This is a genomic window from Phyllobacterium sophorae (assembly GCF_003010965.1).
GTDB classification, from domain to species: Bacteria; Pseudomonadota; Alphaproteobacteria; order Rhizobiales; family Rhizobiaceae; genus Phyllobacterium; species Phyllobacterium sophorae.
Window position 1 is genome coordinate 129,535 of record NZ_PGGM01000016.1, and the last position, 24,813, is coordinate 154,347.

The 24,813-nt window shown below is 56.0% G+C and carries 24 protein-coding genes; 6 read left to right on the top strand and 18 right to left on the bottom strand.

From position 1 onward, the window contains the following. Positions 1–192 precede the first annotated feature (192 nt). From glmM to ybgC, 10 genes are all read right to left on the bottom strand, one after another. Positions 193–1,536, bottom strand: a complete 1,344-nt coding sequence (gene glmM / locus CU103_RS26365; protein WP_106666998.1) for a phosphoglucosamine mutase — start codon at positions 1,534–1,536, stop codon at positions 193–195. A gap of 209 nt (positions 1,537–1,745) precedes the next feature. After that, positions 1,746–3,680, bottom strand: coding sequence for an ATP-dependent zinc metalloprotease FtsH (ftsH, locus tag CU103_RS26370; protein WP_106666999.1), 1,935 nt, complete (start codon positions 3,678–3,680; stop codon positions 1,746–1,748). A gap of 95 nt (positions 3,681–3,775) precedes the next feature. Beyond that, entirely contained in the window at positions 3,776–5,146 is a 1,371-nt protein-coding gene (gene tilS, locus CU103_RS26375) for a tRNA lysidine(34) synthetase TilS (RefSeq protein WP_106667000.1), read from the bottom strand. Further along, positions 5,121–6,110, bottom strand: coding sequence for a tol-pal system protein YbgF (gene ybgF, locus CU103_RS26380; protein ID WP_106667001.1), 990 nt, complete (start codon positions 6,108–6,110; stop codon positions 5,121–5,123). Before ybgF ends, tilS begins: the two co-directional genes overlap by 26 nt. Positions 6,111–6,270: 160 nt before the next feature. Then, positions 6,271–6,774: a peptidoglycan-associated lipoprotein Pal gene (pal, locus tag CU103_RS26385; RefSeq protein ID WP_106667002.1), complete on the bottom strand. Its 504-nt coding sequence runs from the start codon at positions 6,772–6,774 to the stop codon at positions 6,271–6,273. Positions 6,775–7,005: 231 nt separating this feature from the next. Beyond that, a complete protein-coding gene (tolB, locus tag CU103_RS26390; RefSeq protein WP_106667003.1) occupies positions 7,006–8,322 on the bottom strand; it encodes a Tol-Pal system beta propeller repeat protein TolB in 1,317 nt (438 codons plus the stop codon). A 36-nt stretch (positions 8,323–8,358) separates the two neighbouring features. Beyond that, positions 8,359–9,468: a hypothetical protein gene (locus CU103_RS26395; protein WP_106667004.1), complete on the bottom strand. Its 1,110-nt coding sequence runs from the start codon at positions 9,466–9,468 to the stop codon at positions 8,359–8,361. Positions 9,469–9,474: 6 nt separating this feature from the next. Continuing rightward, entirely contained in the window at positions 9,475–9,924 is a 450-nt protein-coding gene (tolR, locus tag CU103_RS26400) for a protein TolR (protein WP_106667005.1), read from the bottom strand. Positions 9,925–9,969: 45 nt separating this feature from the next. Continuing rightward, positions 9,970–10,677 carry a protein TolQ gene (gene tolQ, locus CU103_RS26405; protein WP_106667006.1) on the bottom strand — a complete coding sequence of 236 codons (708 nt, stop codon included), beginning with the start codon at positions 10,675–10,677 and terminating at the stop codon, positions 9,970–9,972. A 227-nt stretch (positions 10,678–10,904) separates the two neighbouring features. Further along, complete coding sequence (gene ybgC / locus CU103_RS26410; RefSeq protein ID WP_106667007.1) at positions 10,905–11,387, bottom strand: tol-pal system-associated acyl-CoA thioesterase; 483 nt, start codon at positions 11,385–11,387, stop codon at positions 10,905–10,907. A 152-nt stretch (positions 11,388–11,539) separates the two neighbouring features. Between ybgC and CU103_RS26415 the strand changes: the two genes are divergently transcribed. Further along, positions 11,540–12,697: a glycoside hydrolase family 5 protein gene (locus CU103_RS26415; protein WP_162707132.1), complete on the top strand. Its 1,158-nt coding sequence runs from the start codon at positions 11,540–11,542 to the stop codon at positions 12,695–12,697. Positions 12,698–12,700: 3 nt separating this feature from the next. On the opposite strand, the gene ruvB is transcribed toward CU103_RS26415, so the two are convergent. The 5 genes from ruvB to CU103_RS26440 form a co-directional block, all read right to left on the bottom strand. Then, positions 12,701–13,741, bottom strand: a complete 1,041-nt coding sequence (gene ruvB / locus CU103_RS26420; protein ID WP_106667009.1) for a Holliday junction branch migration DNA helicase RuvB — start codon at positions 13,739–13,741, stop codon at positions 12,701–12,703. Between the two features lie 40 nt (positions 13,742–13,781). After that, positions 13,782–14,399, bottom strand: a complete 618-nt coding sequence (ruvA, locus tag CU103_RS26425; RefSeq protein ID WP_106667010.1) for a Holliday junction branch migration protein RuvA — start codon at positions 14,397–14,399, stop codon at positions 13,782–13,784. Next, positions 14,396–14,923 (bottom strand): crossover junction endodeoxyribonuclease RuvC, encoded by a 528-nt coding sequence (gene ruvC, locus CU103_RS26430; protein ID WP_106667011.1) that lies wholly within the window; start codon positions 14,921–14,923, stop codon positions 14,396–14,398. The genes ruvA and ruvC overlap by 4 nt, the downstream gene beginning before the upstream one ends. Positions 14,924–15,052: 129 nt before the next feature. Then, the gene (rcdA, locus tag CU103_RS26435; RefSeq protein ID WP_106667012.1) at positions 15,053–15,586 is read right to left on the bottom strand and encodes a protease adaptor protein RcdA; all 534 of its coding nucleotides are present in this window, start codon (positions 15,584–15,586) and stop codon (positions 15,053–15,055) included. 372 nt (positions 15,587–15,958) lie between these two features. Then, positions 15,959–16,489 carry an Lrp/AsnC family transcriptional regulator gene (locus tag CU103_RS26440; RefSeq protein WP_106667013.1) on the bottom strand — a complete coding sequence of 177 codons (531 nt, stop codon included), beginning with the start codon at positions 16,487–16,489 and terminating at the stop codon, positions 15,959–15,961. Between the two features lie 85 nt (positions 16,490–16,574). Between CU103_RS26440 and CU103_RS26445 the strand changes: the two genes are divergently transcribed. Beyond that, positions 16,575–16,961 carry a RidA family protein gene (locus CU103_RS26445; protein ID WP_106667014.1) on the top strand — a complete coding sequence of 129 codons (387 nt, stop codon included), beginning with the start codon at positions 16,575–16,577 and terminating at the stop codon, positions 16,959–16,961. 11 nt (positions 16,962–16,972) lie between these two features. On the opposite strand, the gene CU103_RS26450 is transcribed toward CU103_RS26445, so the two are convergent. The 3 genes from CU103_RS26450 to CU103_RS26460 all read right to left on the bottom strand — a co-directional run bounded on the left by CU103_RS26450 (position 16,973) and on the right by CU103_RS26460 (position 20,844). Further along, positions 16,973–18,622, bottom strand: coding sequence for an acyl-CoA synthetase (locus tag CU103_RS26450; protein ID WP_106667015.1), 1,650 nt, complete (start codon positions 18,620–18,622; stop codon positions 16,973–16,975). 124 nt (positions 18,623–18,746) lie between these two features. Next, a complete protein-coding gene (locus CU103_RS26455) occupies positions 18,747–19,937 on the bottom strand; it encodes an OpgC family protein (RefSeq protein ID WP_106667016.1) in 1,191 nt (396 codons plus the stop codon). Positions 19,938–20,076: 139 nt separating this feature from the next. Then, positions 20,077–20,844, bottom strand: coding sequence for a sulfite exporter TauE/SafE family protein (locus CU103_RS26460; RefSeq protein ID WP_106667017.1), 768 nt, complete (start codon positions 20,842–20,844; stop codon positions 20,077–20,079). A 235-nt stretch (positions 20,845–21,079) separates the two neighbouring features. Here CU103_RS26460 and CU103_RS26465 point away from each other — a divergent pair, with 235 nt between their 5' ends. The 4 genes from CU103_RS26465 (at position 21,080) to efp (ending at position 24,800) form a co-directional block, all read left to right on the top strand. After that, a complete protein-coding gene (locus CU103_RS26465) occupies positions 21,080–21,736 on the top strand; it encodes a thiamine phosphate synthase (protein WP_106667018.1) in 657 nt (218 codons plus the stop codon). A 6-nt stretch (positions 21,737–21,742) separates the two neighbouring features. Continuing rightward, a complete protein-coding gene (locus CU103_RS26470) occupies positions 21,743–22,831 on the top strand; it encodes a tetratricopeptide repeat protein (protein ID WP_106667019.1) in 1,089 nt (362 codons plus the stop codon). A 94-nt stretch (positions 22,832–22,925) separates the two neighbouring features. Next, positions 22,926–24,089: a M20 aminoacylase family protein gene (locus CU103_RS26475; RefSeq protein WP_106667020.1), complete on the top strand. Its 1,164-nt coding sequence runs from the start codon at positions 22,926–22,928 to the stop codon at positions 24,087–24,089. Positions 24,090–24,236: 147 nt separating this feature from the next. After that, complete coding sequence (efp, locus tag CU103_RS26480) at positions 24,237–24,800, top strand: elongation factor P (RefSeq protein ID WP_106667021.1); 564 nt, start codon at positions 24,237–24,239, stop codon at positions 24,798–24,800. The last annotated feature ends 13 nt before the right edge of the window (positions 24,801–24,813 follow it).

A 24,813-nucleotide genomic window follows, 5' to 3' on the forward strand; every position in this document is an offset into this window, starting at 1 on the left:
GATCAAAGCGCAGCGACTGCTACTAAAGGTTGTGTAAGCCAATATGAGGGGAAAAAGTTAAATCCCGCTTAACCGTGTTTATTCACCATATTCATTAACGTTAATCGATCCTGAACAGTAATAACGACAAAGCGGAAAGCAAAATGGGCCCGAATTCGGACCCATTTTATTTAGCAACCAAAATAAAGAAGGTTATGCAGCCGAAGAGATCACAGAAATGATGTCATTGACAACGGATTCGACCAGCTTCCGGTCGTCGCCTTCGGCCATGACCCGGATCAAAGGCTCGGTTCCGGACGGGCGAATGACCAATCGTCCCGAATTGCCCAGGCGTTCGCGTGCCTCGTCAATCGCGTTTTTCACCTTCTTGTCCTCAAGCGGCTTGCCGCCTGAAGTGCGAACATTCTTCAAGAGCTGCGGTACCGGATCAAATTTACGGCAAACCTCACTGACGGGTCTTCCCTGCTCCTGAACCACCGCAAGAATTTGCAGGGCAGAAACCAGTCCATCACCCGTCGTGGAGTAATCCGAAAGCACAATATGGCCCGACTGTTCGCCGCCAATATTGAATCCATGATTGCGCATGTGCTCGACCACATAGCGATCGCCAACCTTCGTACGGGCCAGCGTAAGGCCGCGATCGACGAGAAAGCGTTCAAAGCCGAGATTGGACATAATCGTCGCCACGACACCGCCACCCGAGAGGCGATCGGACTCCTGCCAGGACTGGGCAATGACTGCCATGAGCTGGTCGCCATCAACAATGGCGCCATTTTCATCGACTATCAGCACGCGGTCGGCATCGCCATCCAGTGCGATACCGATGTCGGCTCGCACTTCGTGTACTTTCTTGATCAGCCCCAGTGGGTGGGTAGAACCGCAATCCTCGTTGATGTTGGTACCATTCGGTTTGTCATTGATGGTAACAACCTCAGCGCCGAGTTCCCAGAGTGCTGCAGGCGCCACCTTGTAGGCCGCACCATTGGCGCAATCGACAACGATCCGAAGCCCGGACAGCGAGATATTCTTTGGCATCGTCCGCTTGGCGAATTCAATATAGCGATAAATATCACCCTCAACCCGCTTGGCCCGGCCAAGAGCCTCAAAGCTCGACAGACGATCAACGAGATTCTCATCCATCAATCGTTCTATTTCGAGTTCGATTTCATCAGACAGCTTGAACCCATCTGGTCCAAAAAGCTTGATACCGTTGTCGTGATATGGATTGTGCGAGGCTGATATCATGACGCCAATATCGGCACGCAGCGACCGGCAAAGCATCGCAACAGCGGGCGTTGGAATTGGGCCGAGAAGAAATACATCCATACCCGTCGAGGTGAATCCCGCAACAAGGGCGTTTTCGATCATATAGCCGGAAAGCCGCGTGTCCTTGCCGATTACGACGCGGTTTCGGTGTTCTCCGCGTTTGAATGCGAGGCCGACAGCCATGCCGACCTTCATCGCGATATCCGGTGTCATTGGATAGGCATTTGCCTGGCCACGAATACCATCAGTGCCAAAATATTTGCGCGCCATACTGGTCATCCAAATTTTTGGGCTGCCTGATTTCCGGGTCCGATCGGATAGCAGCCCGTTGTGTCTGGAGCTTGGCCTTCGCTTATCGCAAAAGCCCCTCAACTTCGCATCTCACAAATTGTGTAGCGATTATACTTACTTCCAATACATGAACAACTCGTACGAACGGCCGGTTTTCACCGGCCGTTCGTACAAGATATATACCACATTCAGGACTGTGGTTGCGGTTCAAGACCTTTATCAGGCTCGTCGCCCTTGCGTGGCTTCTTTGCCGAACCTGCTTTTGGTACTGCCGAACCACGCGATGGCGGTGTATCATCGCCTAGATCGCGCGCAGGCTTGCCGCCAGCCATCAGGGCCTTGATTTCCTCACCGGTCAGCGTCTCATACTCGAGCAGGCCCTCGGCGATCGCGATCCATTCCTTCTTTTTCTTGGTCAGAATGGCGCGGGCATGATTGTAGGCATCGTCAATCAGCTTGCGAACCTCCGCATCAATCAGCTGTGCTGTCTCCTCGGAAACGTTCTGCGTACGCGCTACGGAGTGGCCCAGGAACACCTCTTCCTGATTCTCGCCATAGGCTACCTGACCGAGCTTGTCGGAGAAGCCCCAACGCGTCACCATGGCACGCGCCAGCTTGGTTGCCTGTTCGATATCGGACGAAGCACCGGATGTAATGTTTTCCTTGCCGAACTTTAGTTCCTCGGCGATACGGCCACCCATCATGATGGCAAGGCGCGAAATCATCCATTTGTAGCTCATCGAATAGCGATCAGCCTCTGGCAACTGCATAACCATGCCGAGCGCACGGCCGCGAGGAATAATCGTCGCTTTGTGCAGCGGATCCGCTACCTCGACATTCAGCGCTACAATGGCATGACCAGCCTCATGATAAGCGGTCAATTCCTTTTCCGCCTGGGTCATGGCTGTCGAGCGCCGCTCGGCACCCATCATGATCTTGTCCTTGGCATCCTCGAATTCGAGCATGGTGACGAGACGCTTGTTGCGCCGGGCAGCCATCAAGGCAGCCTCGTTGACGAGGTTCATGAGATCTGCGCCAGAGAACCCGGGGGTTCCGCGAGCCAGAATCTTCAGGTCCACGTTCGGTGCCAGCGGAACGTTACGAGCATGAACTTTCAGGATCTTCTCACGACCGGTCACGTCCGGATTTGGCACGACCACCTGGCGGTCGAAACGGCCTGGACGCAACAATGCTGGATCAAGCACATCCGGGCGGTTGGTTGCAGCGATGAGGATGACGCCCTCATTGGCCTCAAAACCGTCCATCTCGACGAGCAGCTGGTTCAGTGTCTGCTCACGCTCGTCATTGCCTCCGCCGAGGCCGGCGCCACGATGACGGCCAACCGCATCGATTTCATCGATGAAGATGATGCAAGGCGCATTTTTCTTCGCCTGTTCGAACATGTCGCGTACGCGGGACGCACCGACACCGACAAACATTTCAACGAAATCAGAACCGGAAATGGTGAAGAAGGGTACATTCGCTTCCCCGGCGATAGCACGAGCGAGCAGGGTCTTGCCCGTACCGGGCGGCCCTACGAGCAGCACACCACGCGGAATTCGCCCGCCTAGCCGTTGAAATTTCTGCGCGTCACGCAGGAACTCGACGATTTCCTCGAGATCTTCCTTGGCTTCGTCAACGCCTGCGACATCCTGGAACGTCACACGGCCATGCGCTTCGGTCAAAAGTTTGGCCTTGGATTTGCCAAAGCCCATAGCGCCACGCGAGCCGCCCTGCATCTGGCGCATGAAGAATATCCATACACCCAGGATAAGGATCATGGGCAGCCAGGAAATCAGCATACCAACGAGCGATGTCGAGCCATCGGATTCAGGCCGCGCCGCGATTTGCACATTTTTGCTTTCCAGGCGCCCAACGAGACCAGCGTCACCGGGCGAATAGGTCTGGAAGTTCGAACCGTTGTCGGAATAGGTACCCGTGATGCGGTTACCAGCAATCGTTACCGATTTCACACGGCCGCTATTCACGTCACTAATGAACTGCGAATAAGGAACATCGCTTGATGCCGAACGCGAGGTCGGGCTTTGAAAAAGATTGAACAACGCAATCAGAAGCAAGGCGATAATCGCCCACAATGCGAAGTTCCTGTAGTTAGGATTCATATCGGGTCCCATCAATCACAACCGCAAGGACGCGGAATTTACACGTAACATAGGTTCGAAGCATGGCCTTGCCAAGGCTGGCATTCAAACTGAGGTCAATTCTTGTTAATCTGGTTTACAGGATAGGCCTGTATTTGGAAGATATCTGCAACGGATTGAGCCAGAATTTCATCATAACCTGAAAGGATATGGTCGAACAGGGCAAGGTGCCTCGTTACGGTGACACCCTGGGGCAACTTCGCGTGATCGGCACCTGCATATGCTCCAATGATCTTCCCATCGGAAAGCACGACGGGGCACGTGCGGACCGAAGGGCGGTAAAGACCCGGATATCCGTTCTCTTCCAAAAAAATCACCCCGTCAGTCCCGCAAGCAACGGTCCTGAATTGCTGATCCGAACGGTTCTCAATCCGGTACCGGCCATCCCAAATCGCAGTGTAACCGGGCTCGACTGCGATTTCCGGCATTGATCTCATTTCACGGTAGATCAACGCCTTTTCCCGCTTCAGCTCCAAAACGCAGCGGCCGATCGTGACGCGCCCCGACAGCCGGCCCGAAGCCAGATGTTGCAAGGCTTTGTTGCAAGATTCAGCAGACGGCAGGAAGGACAGTCCGCCCATAACCGCAATCAGCACACCAATGGCCAGCCGTTTGACATTCGCATCCTGCCTGGCCCAGCACTCACAGGTGATTTCCGCGTGAAGTCCATCACTGATCGTCACACAACGCGGCAACAGCAGCGCCACCTTGGCGTTCAAGGAACGTCTTTGCGCAACCTTCTGGGCAATGTCTCGCCGAATATTCGCACGCTCATCATCCTTTAGCGCTTTGCGAATGCGAACACGTTCGTAATGTGGGTCATCGTTGGAAGGATCATCACACCAGCCAATGGCCCTCGCACGCAAGTAATCGCGCAAAGTTTCGCGTGATAACTCGAGTAACGGCCGCACGAGCCAGATTTCGCGGTCAAGCAATGTTGTTGCCGCCATGCTTGCCAGGCCGCGTTCACTGCCTCCCTTGCCGGTACGTGCAGATCGCATGACAAAGGTTTCGATCTGGTCATCGAGCGTGTGCCCGGTAAAAATCACATGCGTGCCCGCATCGCGCGCAGCTTCACACAGGAGGCTGTAACGCGCGTCCCGCGCCTTCGCCGACACGCCGGTGGATGGTTTAGCTCCGCTCCAATCCAGAATACGATGGGGAATACCTGCGTCCTTGCATAGCTCTGCGACATAGCGCGCTTCTCCAGCCGATTCAGGGCGTAGCCTGTGATCGATCGTCACAGCGGCGATCGGGGGGAAGCCTGGACGCCCCGCGCCGAAAGCAATCAGGAGATATAGCAGGGCAAGGGAATCACTGCCGCCGGACACGGCGACAATGATGGACTTCAACCCTTCGAAATCAACCGGGCCGAAAATGCTGTTCGGATCGAGCTGTGGCTCAGCATTTATTGACGGCACGTTCATTCTTCACGCGCTCTTTGATGGCCGCAGAAATATTCGGATAGCGCGAGTTGACCGATGCAAACGTCGCACAGGCGACGTCATGGTCCCGCATCTTGGCGAGAGTCATGCCGAGTTTCAGCAGATTTTCGGGGCTCTTCTTGGAATCAGGAAACTGCTTGTGGTTGTCGAGAAATACCGAAGCTGCTTCCTGATAGCGCCCTTGGCCATAGAGGGATTCACCCAGCCAGTAGCGCGCATCCGGGTCAGCCGGATCTTTCGGGAACCGTTCGACATGGCTGCGAAACGCAACTTCTGCGCTCTTGTAGTCCCCCGACAGGAACAGCTGGTAGGCCTGACTGTAGAGGACTTTCGGATCGTCGGTTTGCGGCAATGCCGCGACGATCGTATTTTCTACTGGCTGCGCCGGATCGTCGTTCTTCGAGCCACCGATTACGTTGCCATTGGCATCAAACTCGATTTTTCCAAGTTCGCGCGGCGGTTCGCCGAGCTGTTGAGAACCGGATGGATCGGATTGTGGATCAATAGCAGCGGAATCAGTGCGTCGTCCTGACGAGGTTGAATCAGTGGAGGCATCGCTCGATGCCTCCACTGTTGTCCGCGAGGATGGAACGGAAGCAACAGTGCGATCGCCTTTGCCGCCCGCGTCCGACCGTTTGCCTTTTTCCAGTTCCTGGAACCGGAATTCATTGTCTTCCTGCACTTTCCGCATCTGCTCCTGCATTTGCAGAAGCTGGAAGTTCAATTCCTCGATCTTGCCGGTGAGCTGTCTGATCTGCTCTTCCAGCTGGCTGACACGCGGATCGCCCGCCTGCGCCATCAAGACGGGAGCATTGCTTGACGCAATGTCCACCTTTGGCGCCGGTGGGAAAACCCCACCATCAAGGCCTGCGGCATGGCTAACCCCGGTTGCCAAAAATGGCAGCACCGTCATTGCCAGTACCAATCTCTTCAGTCGTTTGTTCATTCCTTTTACCGCCCCTGATATGGGAATTGAAACACCGCTGTGATTTGCGGCAGCCTATCTAACACGAGCAGTGTGACTTCGGCCAAATTTTGTTTTTCGTGCTGTCAAAACAAAAAAGCGGCCCGAAAGCCGCTTTTCCTTGATGGAATCAATTCTCGCCTTAGCTGCCGGCACTGCCGAGAACAGTGATGGCGCGACGATTCTGCGACCAGCATGATTCGCTGTCGCAAACGGCAACTGGACGTTCATTGCCGTAGGAGATCGTCTTGATCCGCGCTGCGGGCAAGCCCTGCGATGCGAGGTAGTTGCGCGTAGCAGCTGCACGGCGCTGGCCGAGAGCGAGATTGTACTCGCGCGTTCCGCGTTCGTCGGCGTGGCCTTCAACGGTGATCGCGTAGTTCGGATAACGCTTGAGCCACTGTGCCTGCTTGGCCAATGTCTGCTGTGCGTCAGCGCGAATGACCGAAGAGTCGACATCGAAGAAAATACGATCGCCAACATTGACCGTGAAATCCTGGGTAGAGCCCGGGGTTGCACTGCCAGCCAGGCCAAGGTCACCAGCGCTGTTGGGCATGTTTTTCTTCGAAGCACAACCCGCAATGGCGAGAGACATGAATAAGGCAACGAAAACTGGACTGCGGGCGATCATTTCGAAGCGGCGCATAGCCTGGACTCCTTAAGAATTGAATTGTTTCGGTGAACAAGCAGTAACCATATTGAGGTTAAGGCCGGTTCAAGAAACAGGGTTAATCCCCTCTTAACACCAGGATTAACGGCGAAACTACGAACGTATCCTGCACCCTTAAGGCATTAAATACGGCGGAAAAACGACATTCGCGGCGATGCCGGGTACACCGCCGCGAATATACATGGTTGCTCGGTCCAATCTGCCAGATCAATCCAGCAACGGCGACCAGGCCGGGTCTGAAGCCAAATTCGGGGTTTGAATCTGGCGAAGATTGCGTCCTGTCAGATCGACCGTCACAAGGTGCGGGCTGTTGGAACCGGGCGGCTGGCGGAAGAACATCAGCACACGGCCATTCGGTGCCCAGGTGGGGCCTTCGTCATGATAGCCGCTCGACAGGATACGTTCACCGGACCCATCTGTTTTCATCACACCGATGGAGAATTGCCCGCCCGATTGCTTGGTGAAGGCGATCAAATCGCCGCGTGGTGACCATACCGGGGTGGAGTAAGACCCGTCACCAAACGAGATGCGCTGCGGATTCGATCCATCAGCGCCCATTTTGTAGATTTGCGGACGGCCACCACGGTCAGACTCGAACACGACCTGGCTGCCATCGGGTGCATAGGAAGCGCCGGTGTCGATCGCGGATGTGCTCGTCAAACGCGTTGTCGTACGGCTGCGCAAATCCATCGCGTAGACATTGGCGCTGCCATCTTCCTGCAGCAGGCTCATCACGACCTTCTGGCCATCGGGCGAAAAGCGGGGAGCGATCGTCATGCCAGGAAAATTACCGACAAGTTCGCGCTGTCCGGTCTCAAGCTGGAGCAGATAGATCTGCGGCTTGCCGCCCTCATAGGACATGTAGGTGATTTCCTGCTTGCTCGGCGAGAACCGTGGCGTCAGAACGAGGTCCTTGCCATTCGTCAGGTAACGCACGTTGGCACCGTCCTGATCCATGATCGCAAGGCGCTTGATCCGTTTTTCCTTGGTGCCGGATTCATCGACATAGACGACACGCGTGTCGAAATAGCCTTTTTCACCGGTCAACTTCTCATAAATTGCGTCGGCAATGATGTGCGCCACGCGGCGCCAGCTCTCGGGCGAGGTGAAGAACTGCTGACCGTCCAGTTGCTGGCCGGCAAATGTGTCCCAAAGCCTGAACTCTGCTTTCAGGCGGCCGTCACCCTGCTTGGTCACGCGCCCGGTAACGAGTGCCTGGGCGTTGATGACCTTCCAGTCTTCAAAGCGCGGAGCCGCATCAGGATTGGAGATTTTTTCGATGAATGCGCCCTTGTCGACCGGGGCGAACAGTCCTGATCGCTCAAGATCTGCAGCAATCACGCTGGAAATATTGGTTCCCAGCTGATCGCCGGATAAGAAATCGGTGATTGCAATGGGCATGGGCTCGACAACACCCTTGGTGATATCGAGTTTGAGCTGGGCTTTCGCTGGTAGCGTCGCAACGATCAGTGTTACGATGACCATTGCAAAAGCTGCACACAAAGTCCGGATTATATTTGGCATTAGTTCAGGGCCCTCTTTTGGCTGGCCTATTGTCGATCAGGTTGCACCCGGATGAAACGTCAGCTCGACGCTCGACCAGGTGTCGTATTTATCTTGAGGCAAGTTAAATGGTGCCGAACGCATGACTGCTCGCAGGGCGCTGCTCTTGACTGCGTTCAACAAGGCGGAATCTCCGCCACTGCCACTCACTTCGGGGCGGCCGTCAATTTCGCCATTCTGTGTCAGCTTGAACTTGACGACGATTGTCATCTCCGGAGTTTCCTCGGCGCCAACTGGTTTGTTCCAGTTTCCCTCGATGATCCCGCGCAATGCATCCATCTCACTCTGGCTGAGCTTTGACCCGCCTGTGGCCTTATCGGCCCCAAGGGACGATTGATCCGTCGAACGCTTGGCTCCAGCAGCGGATGCCTTCTGCTTGTTAAGCAGATCAGCAACCTGATCGGCAATTCCGTCCTTTTCCTTCGATGGCGTCGAAGCGGTTTGCGTAGACTTTGGCTTTTCAGGCGTTTCCTTGCGATCGGGTGTCTTCGCCGTCTGTGCTGGAGGCGTCGGCTTTGCTTCGGGCTTGGCAACGTTCTCCGGTAGCTTGAATGCCTCTTCAACCGGCTTTTCGGCCACCGGGGCCGGTTCGACCTTCGGTGTTTCCGCTGGAGCCGGCTCGCTCTTCATTTCATTGATGGCCTCTGCCACCGGATCGGGCTTTACTTCCTGCTTGGGAGCTGGCTCCGGCTTCACTTCCGTTGCTGGCACAGGCGTCGGCTTCGGCTCCGGCTTGACCTCAGGTTTCGGCTCGGGCTGAGGTTCGGGCTTTGCCACAGGCATTTCCGACGGCTTGGGTGCCTCGGCGGCTTCCACGGGCTTCGGTTTTGTCTCTGTCGTCGGCTTGGTTTCTACATCAACCTCGCTGTCACCGATATTCTGGGCGTCCGGCTGGGTTTGCGGTTTTTCGGTAGGCTTGGGCGCTGGCTTTTCCGCTTTTGGTGCTTTCTTGTCACCCTTCTGCAACTGGCTGATATCGGAAACGATATCGATCGGCATTGATTCCGAATTCGCCAGATCCATAGGTGTCGGAGCGGAAAAGGACAACAGCCCCCATCCGAGCACGACGGCATGGATTATTGCAGAGGATGTGACGCTAGCCCGCATGACCGATCAGTTTCCCTCCGGTAGGCTGACGAGACCAATATTCTTGAAGCCAGACCCCGATATCTGGGCCATGACCTTCATGATCGTTCCGTAATCGGCCGCCTTGTCGCCTTTGACAAAAATCCGTTCATTGTAACCGGTCTTGGCAATCGCCTGCAGCTTGGGCACGATTTCTTCGACCGGAATTTCGGTCTCCTGCAAATAGACCTGACCCTGCTGGTTGATCGTGACATAAATCGGATCGGCTTCGCTGTTCAGCGTCTGCGCCGATGTCTCCGGCATGTCGATCGGCACGCCGACAGTCATCATCGGTGCAGTCACCATGAAGATGATCAGCAGGACGAGCATAACGTCGACCAGCGGCGTGACATTGATTTCGCTCATCACGCCTTTGCTGGAACGACCGCGCCGACGGCGTCCACCCGAAGAACCATTATTTCCTATCGACATGCCCATGGCATTATATCTCGCAAATACTGTATCGGTTACTCACACGGTCGCTCAGGTGCGCGGCAGCTTCTCATCGATTTGCCGCGAGAGTATGGCGGAGAATTCATCGGCGAAGCCTTCCATGCGCGCAGTCAGCTTGCCTGCGTCACTGGAGAGCTTGTTATAGGCAATGACCGCGGGAATAGCGGCGACAAGGCCGATAGCGGTCGCCAGGAGCGCTTCGGCGATACCCGGTGCAACGACAGCCAGACTCGTGGATTTCGAACCCGCAATACCCATGAACGAGGTCATGATACCAATGACCGTCCCGAACAGACCAATGAATGGGCCAGCGGAGCCAATGGTCGCGAGGAAGGTCAAGCGTGCCGCAAGGTAATCGCTTTCGCGTGCCAGCGCCACATCCATCGCCTTGTCTATACGCATCTGCAGTGCGATCGGTGAACGGGCGCCTTTCTCGAACGACTTCTTCCATTCCCGCATGGCGGCGATGAAAATGGAGCCCATGCCGGTGGTGCGCTTGTCGCCAAGATTGCGATAAAGCTCCTCGAGCGATTGCCCCGACCAGAAGATTTGTTCGAACCGGTCAAAAGCTCGCTTGGCTCGGCCGAATCCGAGAATCTTGTCAATGATGATTGCCCAGGTCCAGATTGATGCACCGAGCAATCCCACCATCACCAGTTTCACGACAAAGCCGGCTTGCCAGAACAATCCCCACAGGGACATGTCCGATGTCTGGACGGCAACCGCTAAATTTTCCATATCCACTACCCTCGAATCCGAAAACCCGGCATGTCTACCGGGGCGCAATCGTCTCTCACTCCAGATGAGCCACGTTTTGAAACCGGATTTTTTCCAGTAACCACCTGCGGCTTCTCACGGTTAATTTTGGTAAAACGAAGGCGTTAACGCAAAACACCTCGTTTGAACGCCTTATTCATGATTTGTTATGGTTAAGGATCAGTTATGATTCAGACAGGCGACCCATTTTAAATTGTCTGAACCTGCGATTGCGGCTTAAAGAGCTTGATCCATTCAGCAGGAAACCTTCGTGGGCGCCCGGCGCTATTGATCATGGCCGCTTCTACGACAGCGGAGATCAGAAGATCATCGTCGCGTTTGATGGCCTGCGCCATTTTAACCCGTGCACCGGATATTTCGGCCGTGCGGGTCTCGACGGTCAATATGTCGTCAATGCGCGCCGCCGACTTGAAGTCGATCTCCATGCGCCGCACCACCCAGACGTTGCTTTCACCGAGTTTGCCATCTGCAAGCTCCGAATGGTGGACGCCAAGCAAACGCAGGTAATCCGTACGCCCCCGCTCCAGGAATTCGAGATAACGGGCATGGTAAACAATGCCGGAAAAATCCGTATCGGCATAATAGACACGTGCCAGTAGGCGGTGCCCGGCTTCGGTCAGTTCGCCGGCCAGTCCGGTTGCAATTGTTGATGGAGAATTGTTTTCGCTCATGGTCCTTTCCTTTTGCAGGCTTGGCGGGCATTTTGTCCAGACCCAAGACAGCAAGGACGCGAAAAGAATTGATCCTGCCACTGCTACGCGCCCTTCTATGCTTCGGCCAATTGTTGGCCTGCTCCGTCGCTGACGCGGCGACGGCATTTACGATGAAACAGGGGCTGAATCTTGATCTCTGGACCACATGGCCGGGACCCGAACGCTGGGACGAGGATGCCGTGCTCGCCAAGTTTCCCGAATGGCGGCAGGACACCAGCATCGACAATCTGAAGGATATCCGCGCGGCCGGATTTGACTTCGTCCGCATGCCGATTGATCCGGCCATATTTCTTGAAGACGCATCCGGCAAGCGGGTCACCAGGCTCATTGCTGCGACGATCGAGACCGTTGATATGATCCATGAGGCCGGGCTTAAGGTGATCGTCGATTTCCATTCGATCCCGAGCGATGTGCGCAAGGTTGGCACGAACCAGGTCCTGGCGGACAACGACCTGTTTGCCCGCTATCTCGATGCCGTCGCACGGGTGGGTACGGCGCTGTCCACTACAGATCCCGCAACCACCGCGTTTGAGCCCTTCAACGAGCCGGTCATCGATTGCGACCCGACACTCTTTCCGAAATGGCCTTCCCTGCTGAAGCGTTTGCACGCGGCAGCACGCAAGGCGGCACCAAATCACACATTGGTTCTGTCCGGCAGTTGCTGGTCCAGTGCTTATGGGCTGGCAAAGATCGATCCCGCCCTCATTGCCGACGAAAATGTCATCTGGACCTTCCACTCCTATGAACCTTACATCCTCACGCACCAAGGCGCAGATTGGACGGGGGACTCAATGAGTTATGTGGAAGGTCTCCCCTACCCGCCGGATTTAATGGGTGAAGAGGCCTTCGATGAGCGTCTCGCAGCTGTCCGCAAGACAATCGAAACGAACGCCCCGGAGGAACGGCGCGAGGAGCTGTTGACCGGGTTCAACGAGATGGCCGGCGGGGTCATGAGCTACAAGCAGGTTCTAACAATGCTGAATGAACCCTTCGACAATGCGGAAGCATGGGGAAAAAAGCACAACATTCCGCCGGAACGCATATTTCTTGGCGAGTTCGGCATGATCCGGCAAGAGTACCGGAAGGAATTCCGCATGCCTTCTCCCTGGCGCGCCACCTATCTGAAGGATATGACGGATGCCGCACAACAGCGCGGCTTCCCCTGGTCGGTCTGGTCGTGGGGTGGGGCGTTTGGCATTACCCTCGACGACGACAAGCGCATACTGGACCCGGTTATTCTCAAGGGCCTCGGGCTGAAACCTCAGTGAGGTTCAATTCTCTTCCTGGAAAAGGTTGATCTGCTGCTGGATGATATCAGCCGGGGCACTCAGGCCCAGATGTTTCCAGGCATTTGCCGTCAGTACACGTCCGCGTGGTGTTCGCTGGATGAATCCCTGCTGGATAAGAAAGGGTTCGATAATATCCTCGATCGCGTCGCGCGGTTCCGAAAGGCCCGCAGCAATCGTCTCGATGCCGACGGGCCCGCCACCGAAATTATGTGCGATCATCGCGAGATAACGCCGGTCGAGTTGGTCAAGACCAAGCGAATCGACTTCGAGCCGCAAGAGCGCAGCATCGGCAGTCTCGCGATCGATCCTGTCCTTGCCATCGACAATAGCGAAATCCCGCACGCGGCGCAGAAGGCGTCCGGCAATTCGCGGCGTGCCCCGGGCTCGGCGGGCAACTTCCAGTGCACCGTCATCGGTCATGCCAATGCCCATGATCCGGGCCCCGCGCCGTACGATATGTTCCAGTTCTTCGACCGTATAGAAATTGAGGCGGATAGGGATGCCGAAGCGGTCACGCAGCGGCGTCGTCAAAAGGCCGAGCCGGGTCGTGGCGGCAACGAGAGTAAATCTGGCGAGATCAATCTTCACCGAGCGCGCCGCCGGACCCTCGCCAATAATAAGGTCGAGCTGATAGTCCTCCATCGCGGGATAGAGAATTTCCTCCACTGCCGGATTCAGGCGATGGATCTCATCGATGAAAAGAACGTCGTTCTCTTCGAGGTTGGTCAGGAGCGCCGCAAGATCACCGGCCTTGGCAATGACGGGTCCCGAGGTCGAGCGGAAATTGACGCCGAGCTCCTTGGCCATAATCTGCGCCAGCGTTGTTTTGCCGAGACCGGGCGGTCCGACAAACAAGACATGATCAAGCGCCTCGCCCCGCGACTTGGCCGCTTCGATAAAGACTTTTAGGTTGGCGCGTGCCGAAGCCTGGCCGACAAAATCGGCAAGCGTTTGCGGGCGGAGCGTGGTATCAAGATCCTCTCCGCGCTTGTCTGGTGTAATCAGGCGGTCTGCATCACTCATGCGCCTGTCCTCGCACAATGCGCATCGTCAAACAACCGCATTAGCGTGCCAACTCCTTCAGGCCCAGCCTTATGAGCTTGGTGGCGTCGGCACCCTCACCTGCATCCTTCAGCGCCGCAGCCACAGCATTGGCGGCCTGATCGCGCGAATAACCGAGGTTGGTCAAAGCCGACACGGCATCGGTAATGGGGCCAGAGGCAACACCTTCACCGAGTTCTTGCTTCAGACCGATCGTCCCCATCGCCTCACCGGCAAAGGCCGGCGCCTTGTTCTTGAGCTCCGTGACAATGCGCTCGGCGACCCGTTTGCCGACACCCGGCGCCCGGCTGACCATGGCAATGTCACGCAACGCGATGGCATTCGCCAAGTCCGACGGCGTGAGCACCCCCAACACGCTCAATGCCACCTTGGCGCCAATACCCTGCACGCTTTGCAGCAAGCGGAACCATTCGCGCTCCAGCGCGGTACCGAAACCGAACAACCGGATCAGATCCTCGCGTACGTAGGTTTCGATCAGCAGCACTACGGCTTCGCCCGCCCCCGGGAGATTGGAAAGCGTTCGCGCCGAACAGTAAACGACATAGCCGACACCATGCACATCGACGATCACGTGATCCTCGCCGATTTCGTCCACTGTACCCTTGAGTTTTCCGATCATCCCAGTGCCGCCAATTTCTGTTCGATAGCGATGCGCCCGATCGCGCTTTGCCGGTGGTGTGCATGGCATATGGCAACTGCCAGTGCATCGGCCGCGTCATCCGTATCGAATGTCGCCTTCGGCATCAGCACCTTGACCATCATGTGGATCTGTTGCTTCTCGCCATGACCGACACCGATCACCGCCTTCTTCACTGCATTTGGTGCGTACTCCGCCACATGCAACCCTGCCAGCGCAGGCACCAGCAAGGCAATACCCCGCGCCTGGCCGAGCTTCAGCGTTGCTGTTGCGTCCTTGTTGACGAAGGTGTGTTCGACCGCAGATTCTTGCGGCATCTGTTCATGGATGACCCCCGCAAGGCCATCATGCAATTGGCAGAGCCGCGAGGCGAGATCAAGCTTGGCGTCCGAAAGGATCGTGCCGGCCGCAATGAATCGCAGAGAATTCCCGAGCGTTTCGATGATTCCCCATCCGGTCCGCCTGAGTCCGGGATCAATGCCGATGATTCGAATCGCTTCTTTCATGTCGAGACCTTATCCGTGTGTCCTGCATGTTGACAGCAGAAAGGTGAACAAAAGAGAAACAAATCTATGAGTTTGTAGGGAAGACTATCAAGAGACGCCACGGGGCCATCGAGCATTCCGCCCCGCCTCTCAGTTGTGGCTGAACGCCGTAGCAAGCAAGGTAATCTGATCGGAAACCGGATTGACGGAAAGAATCCGCCTCTGGTCGGCGCCCCCCGCCCCTTCATGGTAGATCTCATTGTCCATCTGGCGGACGCGGGCCTGAAGACGCAAGGATCGATGCACGATATCGCAGTAGGAAAGCGGGATCTCATCCCAGCCGGTTACCGATTCAGGAGCCGAATCCGTATCGAGGCGGACCTTTGCCTTTTCCGAAAGTACCTGTTCGAGTGTCATTTCGCCGCTGCGCGACGCCCGCTGCAGAAGCAGCCAGGAGGCCACTTGCATCAACCTGGTTGTCAGCCGCATCGATTCCGCCGCGTAGAGCGTCGCGGCAATACGGGACAATCGCCTTGCCGCCTCGCGGCCTTCACCGTCGAGATAGGATGCGGCTTCTTCCACAAGACTCATGCCCTCATCATAAAGATGATTAAAGCTCTCTGAGCGTACCATGCGCTCCGCGAGCCTTATCGTGTTGTCCACGTGGAATTCCTGTTCAGCCATTATATGCCCTGTTACCCAAATGCGCTGCCACAATCCGCAATTTTACCAAAGCAGTGCCCCCTTACTGGAACAGCAAGCAAGGCACCACAACAGTCGGCGGGCAGTATTCCCCAGCAACCTGCCTGCATCCTCACATGAGCGCAAGTTTATCCTTAATAAAGGGTTAACGGCAGGGTCGCAGGAAAGATATGAACACAAAAAAAGAGCCGCAAAACATGGCGGCTCTCAGGAGTCTAACAGGGAGGCGTCAAACAAAGTGGCCAAACCACTTGGTAAGAATCCAGAAAACTGGATGATCAATTTATAGATTGTAATGCTTAACGATTGGTTAACGCAGACAATCAAGTTGAGGCCACTCTCTCATGCCAACCGTCATTCGACCGGCAGCGGATGCTCGGGCCAATCCAGCGTGACATCGGCCTGGACCGGGCGATCGAGGTAGGTGGAGAGAACCACATAGCTGCGCGAGGCAGTGACGCCTGGGATTACATAGAGTTGGGAGAGCAGGTGCTCCAATGCTTGCGGGCCCTGCGTACGCACCTTCAATATCATCCCGGTATCGCCGGCCACCGAATGCATTTCTTCCACTTCCGGAAATTCGCGCATGCGCATGAGCCGCTCGCTCTTCCCCCAGCCTGTCGTATCCACGTGAACGAAAGCGAGTAGCGGCTTGCCGGTCGCCTCACCGTCGAGCCGTGCAATAATCGACCCGATTACCCCCGCATGGCGCAGGCGCTTGACCCGCTCGAACACGGCCGGCGCGGAAAGCCCGACTTTCTCGCCGATTCTCGCATAGCTTGAGCCCGCGTCCTCCACCAACGCTCCTAATATCCTTCGGTCAAAATCATCGAGGGACGCATGGGCTGTCCGCTTGCCCCGAACGCCATTCGTTTCTTTTTTCACGGTGCTCTTTTTCCTTGATGCTGAATTCTGTTCGGCAATATCATTCTAATTCAGAAAGAAATATTGTGAAAAGCGAGGAAACGCAATGCAACGTATCGTACATAATCCGGATGAACGTATTTACCCGGCAACACCTGATTATGTTCACGCTTTGGAAATCCACGACCCGCAGCGGATTGTCTATCTCAGCGGAACGATGGGGCTCGACACGGCGGGGGCCGCAGGCAGAAATCTCTCCGAACAACTGGACCTTGTCTGGTCGAATATACGCGTGATCCTCGCTTCGGCTGGAATGACTGTTGCCAATATCGTCAGGGTTACGAGCTATTTGCGTGATGCGGCCTTTGCGCCAGAGAACCAGAATGCACGTGTCACCGCGCTGCAGGGAAATATCGTTCCAACAACAGCAATTGTTGTTCAGACCCTCTCTGCAGACTGGCTCATCGAGCTGGAAATCATAGCCGCTGCGTGATGCTGTGCACGCTATGCGCCGGAAACCAGTTTGGCACGTTTGCGTAGTTCGAATTTCTGGATCTTTCCCGTCGACGTCTTCGGGATGGTTTCGAACAGCACATGCCGGGGACATTTGAACCGCGCCAGCAGCGTTCTGCAATGGGCGATAAGCTCTTCTTCGCTTGCATGATGGCCGGGTTTCAGCTCGACGAACGCAAGCGGCGTTTCACCCCATTTGTCGTCTGGGCGCGCAACGACGGCACAGGCACTGACGGCCGGAAACTTGTAGAGCGCATCCTCGACCTCAATCGACGAAATGTTTTCGCCACCTGAAATGATGATGTCTTTCGACCGGTCCTTAAGCTGGATATAGCCGTCGGGATGCATCACGCCGAGATCGCCCGAATGAAACCACCCGCCGGCAAAAGCTTCATTGCTGGCTTGCCGGTTCTTGAGATACCCTTTCATGACAATATTGCCCCGAAACATTACTTCGCCGATTGTTTCGCCATCGGCCGGTACCGGCGCCATGGTTTCAGGGTCAAGAATCGCAAGATCCTCCAATGCGGCATAACGCACGCCTTGCCGGGCCTTCTTGGCCGTCCGTGACGGCGTCTCAAGCGCGTCCCATTCATCCTGCCACTCGTTGACGACAGCCGGCCCGTATGTCTCGGTAAGGCCATATAGATGAGTAACCGCAAACCCGGCATCCGCCATGCCCGCCAGTATCGATTCGGGCGGCGGCGCCGCGGCAGTGTTGAACGTTACTGTTTGAGGGAAGGGTCGCTTATCGCGTTCCGGCGCGTTGATCAGCGTCGACATGACGATGGGTGCGCCGCACAGATGGGTGACACCATGGTCCGCTATAGCATCATAGATCTGCTTCGCCCGCACCCAGCGCAGGCAGACATGGGTGCCGAATTGCAGTGCGAGCGTCCAGGGGAAACACCATCCATTGCAGTGGAACATCGGCAGCGTCCACAAATACACTGGATAACGCCCCATGCCCGAAGCGATGATGTTGCCATAACCCATAAGGGCGGCACCCCGGTGATGATAGACAACTCCTTTTGGATTGCCCGTCGTGCCAGACGTATAATTGAGTGTAATCGCATCCCACTCATCGTCGGGCATGGACCATGCGTAGCCGGGATCACCGGACGCAACGAACGCCTCGTAGTCCACGTCGCCAAACGGCTCACCCGTTGGATAGGGTGCATCGGCCGGATATTGATCGTCAACAAAATCAATGATTATGGGCTTGACCTTGGCAAGCTTCAGTGCCTCGCGAAAGACGGCGGAAAATTCCGTGTCGACGATCGCCAGTTTGGTTTCGGCATGGTCGAGCTGAAACGCGATAACAGCAGCGTCGAGCCGTGTATTCAGGGAATGTAGAACAGCCTGCGCCATTGGCACTCCGAAATGCGCTTCCAGCATGGGAGGCGTATTCGAAAGCATAACGCTGACCGTGTCGCCCTTGCCGATACCCCGCAGGGAAAGCGCGGAGGCCAGCTGACGTGTCCGCCGGTAAAATGTCCCGTAATCAACGCGCTGCACCCCATGAATGATTGCCGTCCGGCTGGGATAAACGCGCGCTGCTCTCTCAAGATAGGACAACGGAGTCAGTGGCTGATGATTTGCCGCATTGCGCTCGAGATCGCGATCGAAAATTCCGCCCATGTACGCCTCCCAACGCAATAGCCGGTGGAAGTTTAGACCAAGCTGGTGAAGCGAAGCTACCGCTTTTTCCAAAGCGCAGGCGCCAAGCCCGCCGCGATCATTGCAAGCGAACTAAGCGGCGTGATCAGGACATCGCGATTCGGGTGGCAGGCTTCAAGTTGCCAGCTCCCACGGGTCTGCCGGTAGCGATGGGTTTTGCAGCCTGCCGCACGGGGCGCCCGCCCCAACCGATGCGTGGCAGCCATTCGAGATAATAGGCAAGGGCAAATTGCGCCATGATTCCACTGGCGATGAGTAGCGTATCATCCAATAGACCACCGGGATTCATTACCTTGACGACCTGCGCCACCATAGCGAGGATCGTACCCGCAACGAAGACCGGCAGGGAATGTTTGCCAAGAATGGCCAGCGGATGATCGACCGAGGTGCGCGCAATATTGGAGATCGCGGGGACCGAAACAATGACATAGGTCAGCGCCAGAACATGTGCGAGACGGGTAAGCGACAGGAATGTCTTGTCGAAGCCGGTCACGACCATTGGCAGGCCAAGAGAAGTATCGACACCCCAAAGCGGCCATCGCACCCAGACCAGCGCAATCAGGATATAAGTAACCGACAGGCCGAACAGATATTTGTTGAAGGCAATCGTCCCACCCCGGCGCACATGCATCACGCCCCCGATACCGATTGCAAACAGGAACTGCCACGACAATGGATTGAGGAACCACACACCATCAGTTGGATAGTTAGGGGGCGCAATCTGGTACACGCCGGAAACCAGCCACAGGGCGCCCGAAACTACCAGCATCGCCGCGATACTGATGTTTGCAATCAAGAGAATAACCGGCAGCATCAGCAGCAGCACGCCATACATGGACAGGATATTATTGTAACCAAGCTGATGGCCCATCGTTGCAAGACCAATGAGAGCCTTTGCCGGCTGGTCCATCAGAGGGCCAATATTGATGAACGACATGAAGTCAGGGCGTTTGAGATAAATGCCGGCAGCGCAGAAAATCGCCAATGTCGCGATGGTTGTCAGGATATGCGTGCTGTAAAGCGTGGCTGCCCGCCGCCACGCCTTGAGCGTAATGAGGAAGCGATTGCCTGGCTCAAACTTCGAGCCATAGGCAAGGCCCACGGCGATGCCGGAAATCAGCACAAAGGCTTCAGCGGAATCGGAAAAGCCGAAATTCTTGTGCGTCAAATTCTCGTAGACCGTGCCTGGAACATGGTTGATGAAGATAGTCAGCAGCGCCAACGCCCTGAAGACATCGATACGGGTATCCCGCTGTTTAACCTGAATCTGTGTCATAGCGTTCACCAGTATCCTGTCATGCAAATCAGATTTCGCTTCCAACCTCGATGGAGAGCGACTCGCTTGGGTGGTAGTGATTTGGTAATGTTGACATAGGGCAAAAGTTGCGTTGCGCCCGATCAACTTTCGTTGAAAATTATAACAGACTGACGATTCCGTCGTAGGTGAGCTTCAATCCCATGAGCAGGATCATGACGTACATGAAGGGATAGAAAACCTCGGCACGCATGCGTTTTACAATCCAGGCACCTGCAAAAGTCGCCAATGGGGCAAGGGGGACAAGGACAGCCGATGCCGCCAGATTCGCCCTGTCAAATTGGCCGAGTGCGAAATAGGGAAGGACCTTCACGGCATTGATGACCGCGAAGAAAATGACGCTGGTACCGTTGTAGATCCTGGGATCCTGCCGCAGTGGCAATGCGTAAACCTGATAGGGCGGGCCGCCCGCGTGCGCCACGAAACTTGTGAACCCGGCAATCGTCGACCAGAACGTGGCGTTGGCTGCATTATGCGGTTTTGCGATTGCGCGCTTCGCCGCACTTACGAAAACATAGCGCGCGAAAAATATGATCGCGATGATACCGACGATCAATTTCACCATGTCATCCGTGACGATCGAAGCAGTCAGCCAGCCGATACCCACACCCAGCAAGCCACCGGGAAGCATCAGCTTCAGCGTCTTCGCATCACGGTACCCGCGCCATGACCACAAACTGGCCAAATCCATGATGATCAGAATAGGCAACATGATCGCTGCTGCCTGGACCGGCGGCATGACGAGTGCCATCAACGGGACGCCTACCTGCCCCATTGCACCTCCAAGGCCGCCTTTGGAAAGCCCGATCAGAATTGTGGCTGGAACAGCGGCAGCGTAGAACCATGGGTTCATCAGGAGATCGGGCATGGCGGGAAATCCGGCAGGAGGGGACAGGTTCCTTTAACCTTGCTTGGCGCAATTGAAAATGCTTTTTGGCAATATGCCGCGATTTGATAAGACATTTGTTGGACAAGGAGGATAACTGCCCCGTTTGAGAGGACTATTCAAAACAATCATCATCCTCTATGCCCGAATTCCATCATGATTGCCTTTTCTATAGGGCACGTCCAATCCATTCGAGAACGATGTAAGGTCGCCGCTAATGAACACCGAAACGACACCTCAACGCTGCCGTATCGTTCTGATCGCACCCCCGGCGGCGAGTGCGGACGAGCTTGTTAAACAACTTGGCAATGCGCTGTCAGGCGGCGATGTCGCTTCGGTATTGTTGCCCGCCTACGACGCAGACGAGACCCTGTTCCAGACGATTGCTGAAGCAGTTGTGCCGGTCGTCCAGAAAGCGGGAGCTGCCGCCATCATCGTCGGCAACACGCAGATCGCGGGACGCGTCAAAGCGGATGGTCTGCATATTGAAGGCCCTGTCGCTGACATTGCCGCCAATGTTGCACGGTTTTCACCCAAGATGATCGTTGGAACCGGCAACATCAAGAACCGCCACACGGCTTTGGAAATCGGCGAAGCCCAACCGGATTACGTGCTGTTCGGCAAGATCGGTGCGGACAACAAGCCGGAAGCCCATCCGCGAAATATTGAATTGGCCGATTGGTGGGCCTCCATGATCGAGATCCCCTGCATCATCCAGGCCGGTAACACGCTTGATAGCATCACTGACGCTGTGTTGACCGGTGCTGAGTTCATCGCCCTTGGCGCTGCCATATTTGATGGAAGCGATCCGGCATCAGCCGTCAAGGAAGCTAACAGGCTTCTTGACGAACATGCGCCGGGATTTGAGGAATAGAGGCTTATGGCAGCGCGACCCGGCAAACTACTATCCAATGTTGCGGCATTGCTGACGGCCTTCCCTGTTCTGACATTCGCAGCCTTTGCCCAGACCGCTGAAGCACCAATAACGTCCGAACCGGCAAAGCCAGCCATCGCGCCGCCCGCGCCGGCCGCGTCTGCTCCCGTTAGTTCCGGCGCGCCTGGCACGACGGCAAAACAGGACAAGCCCAGATCACCTGACGATCCCGCGCTTGAGACGATCAACCCGACCCGGTTCGGTAAGGCTCCTGCTGACGAAGCGTTCGGCGCCTATCAGCGTGGGCTCTACAAGACGGCGTACAACCTGGCTTTGCCACGGGCGGAAAGTGGCGATCCCGCTGCACAGGTTCTACTTGCCGAAATGCTGGCGCGGGGCCTTGGCATTCCGGTCAATATGGCGGAGTCTGCAAAATGGTACGGCAAGGCCGCCGAACAGGGCGTACCGGAGGCACAGTTCCGCTATGCTGCGATCCTGCTTCAAGGCAGATACGCCCCGAAAGATGTCAAGCGCGCCAAGGAGTTGACGAAAGCCGCCGCCGACGCCGGGAACGCCGCAGCGCAGTTCAACTACGGACAAATCCTCATGCAGGAGCGTCCGGGGGCTCCTGGTATCGAAAATGCCTACCCCTGGTTTCAGAAGGCTGCGGCGCAGGGTCTTCCAGATGGCGAATATGCGGTCAGCCAGGTGCTCGCCAATGGCACTCCGGCCATTCCCCGCGACATGGCCAAAGCAAGGCTTTATCTTATCAAGGCCGCCACCAAGGGTTACGACACAGCGCAGCTTGACCTTGGCAGCTGGCTTGTCGCCGGGCTCGGTGGTCCACACGAGTACAAGTCGGGCTTTGGATGGATGTTGCGCGCAGCAACTGGAGGCAATGTTGCTGCCCAGGCGCGGCTTGCGAAGCTTTATCGTGACGGCATTGGCGTAGAGGGCGATTCCATCAAGGCAGCAGCATGGTACATCGTTGCCAAGCGCGCCGGCCTGACCGACCCGGATCTGGATTCCTTTATGGACGGTCTCGACGATGACCAGAAACAGGCAGCGATCACCGAAGCAAACAAGCTGCAATAATGCGATTGGTCATTTGTTGCGTTGACGAATTGCTCGTGCCGGTCGTAGCTTCTCGCCGATACAACTCAAATGATCGAACCGATTGGAATTCGAAATGCCGCTGATCAACCGTGCTCATGAAATGCAACAACATGTCGCCGGATGGCGCCATCATCTGCATGAAAATCCGGAAATTCTATACGACGTGCATGAGACCTCGCGCTTTGCCGCAGAGAAGTTGCAGGAATTCGGCTGTGACACGGTCGAGACCGGTATTGGACAAACGGGAGTCGTCGGACTCATTCGGGGCCGTCACGGCGACGGGCCGGTAATCGGTTTTCGCGCCGACATGGATGCCTTGCCGATAGTCGAAGCCAGTGGCAAGCCTTGGGCCTCGAAGGTCGCCGGAAAAATGCACGCATGCGGTCACGACGGCCATACCGCCATGCTGCTTGGTGCGGCACAATACCTTGCCGAAACGCGTAATTTCAAAGGCACGATCGCCGTCATTTTTCAGCCGGCTGAAGAAGGTGGCGCTGGCGCCCTCGCCATGATCGATGATGGTTTGATGGACCGCTTCGCGATCAGCGAAGTCTACGGCATGCATAATGCGCCGGGGCTCCCGGTCGGCCAATTCGCTACCCGTAAGGGTTCGATCATGGCTGCGACCAACGAATTCGAGATAACTGTGACCGGGCGCAGTGGACATGCGGCCAAGCCACACACCACGATCGACCCGGTGGTGATTTCGGCCCATATCATCCTTGCGCTGCAATCGATTGTGTCGCGCGAAACCGACCCGCTAAAAGCGCTTGTCGTGTCGGTGACGCAGCTCAATGGCGGGGATGCTTCGAATGTCATTCCTGACGTCATCAAGCTCAGCGGAACGGTGCGGACTCTTGTGCCGGAGATACGCGAATTCGCGCAGAAGCGCGTGACGGAGATTGCCGAGTCGACTGCTGCCGTCTTCGGCGGCACGGCAAAAGTCGCTTACCATCAGGGCTATCCAGTTACTTTCAATCATGATCGCGAAACGGAATTTGCGGTCAGCATTGCGCAAACAATCGTGGGGGAAGCGGCGGTCAATACAAATATGCCGCCGGTCATGGGCGCCGAAGACTTTTCCTATATGCTGCAAAGTCGCCCCGGCGCTTTTGTTTTCCTTGGCAATGGCGATACTCCGGGACTGCACAATTCAGCCTATGATTTCAATGATGACGCCATTCCCTATGGTATCAGCTACTGGGTTTCATTGGCGGAGACCGCACTGGCCGCCTGAGCCGCAGCCATCCTGCAATGACGAGTGCGTGGCGCCTGATTCTGCGCGCTCTCTTGCCTAATGCGCAAATTTGTGGTCTTGGAAGCGCCAATATTGGCCCCGCTACGAATATCGGCGCCAGTTTCCAACATCAATCCGGATAGACAAATGAAAATCAACGGTAATGAAATCCGTCCAGGCAATGTGATCGAACATGATGGCGGCCTTTGGGTTGCTGTCAGAACAAATCACGTCAAGCCTGGCAAGGGCGGTGCCTACAATCAGGTGGAGCTGAAAAACCTCATCAATGGCACCAAGCTGAATGAACGCTTTCGCTCGGCTGAGACCGTTGAAAAGGTTCGGCTTGAACAAAAGGATTTTTCGTTCCTCTACGAGCAGGGCGATGCGTTGATTTTCATGGATACCGCCAGCTACGAACAGCTTGAGCTGCAGAAGGATTTTGTCGGCGACCGCGCCGCATTCCTTCAGGACGGCATGATGGTCACGGTTGAACTTTATGACGAGCGTCCCATCGGTATTTCACTGCCGGATTATGTGACGCTGGAGATCACCGAGGCCGATCCGGTCGTAAAGGGTCAAACGGCTGCATCTTCCTACAAGCCGGCAGTTCTCGAAAACGGCATTCGCGTTCTGGTGCCGCCGTTCATTTCGTCCGGTGAGCGCATTATCGTCGATACCAACGAACTGACCTATGTTCGCCGCGCTGACTAAGCCGGCTGTTCCG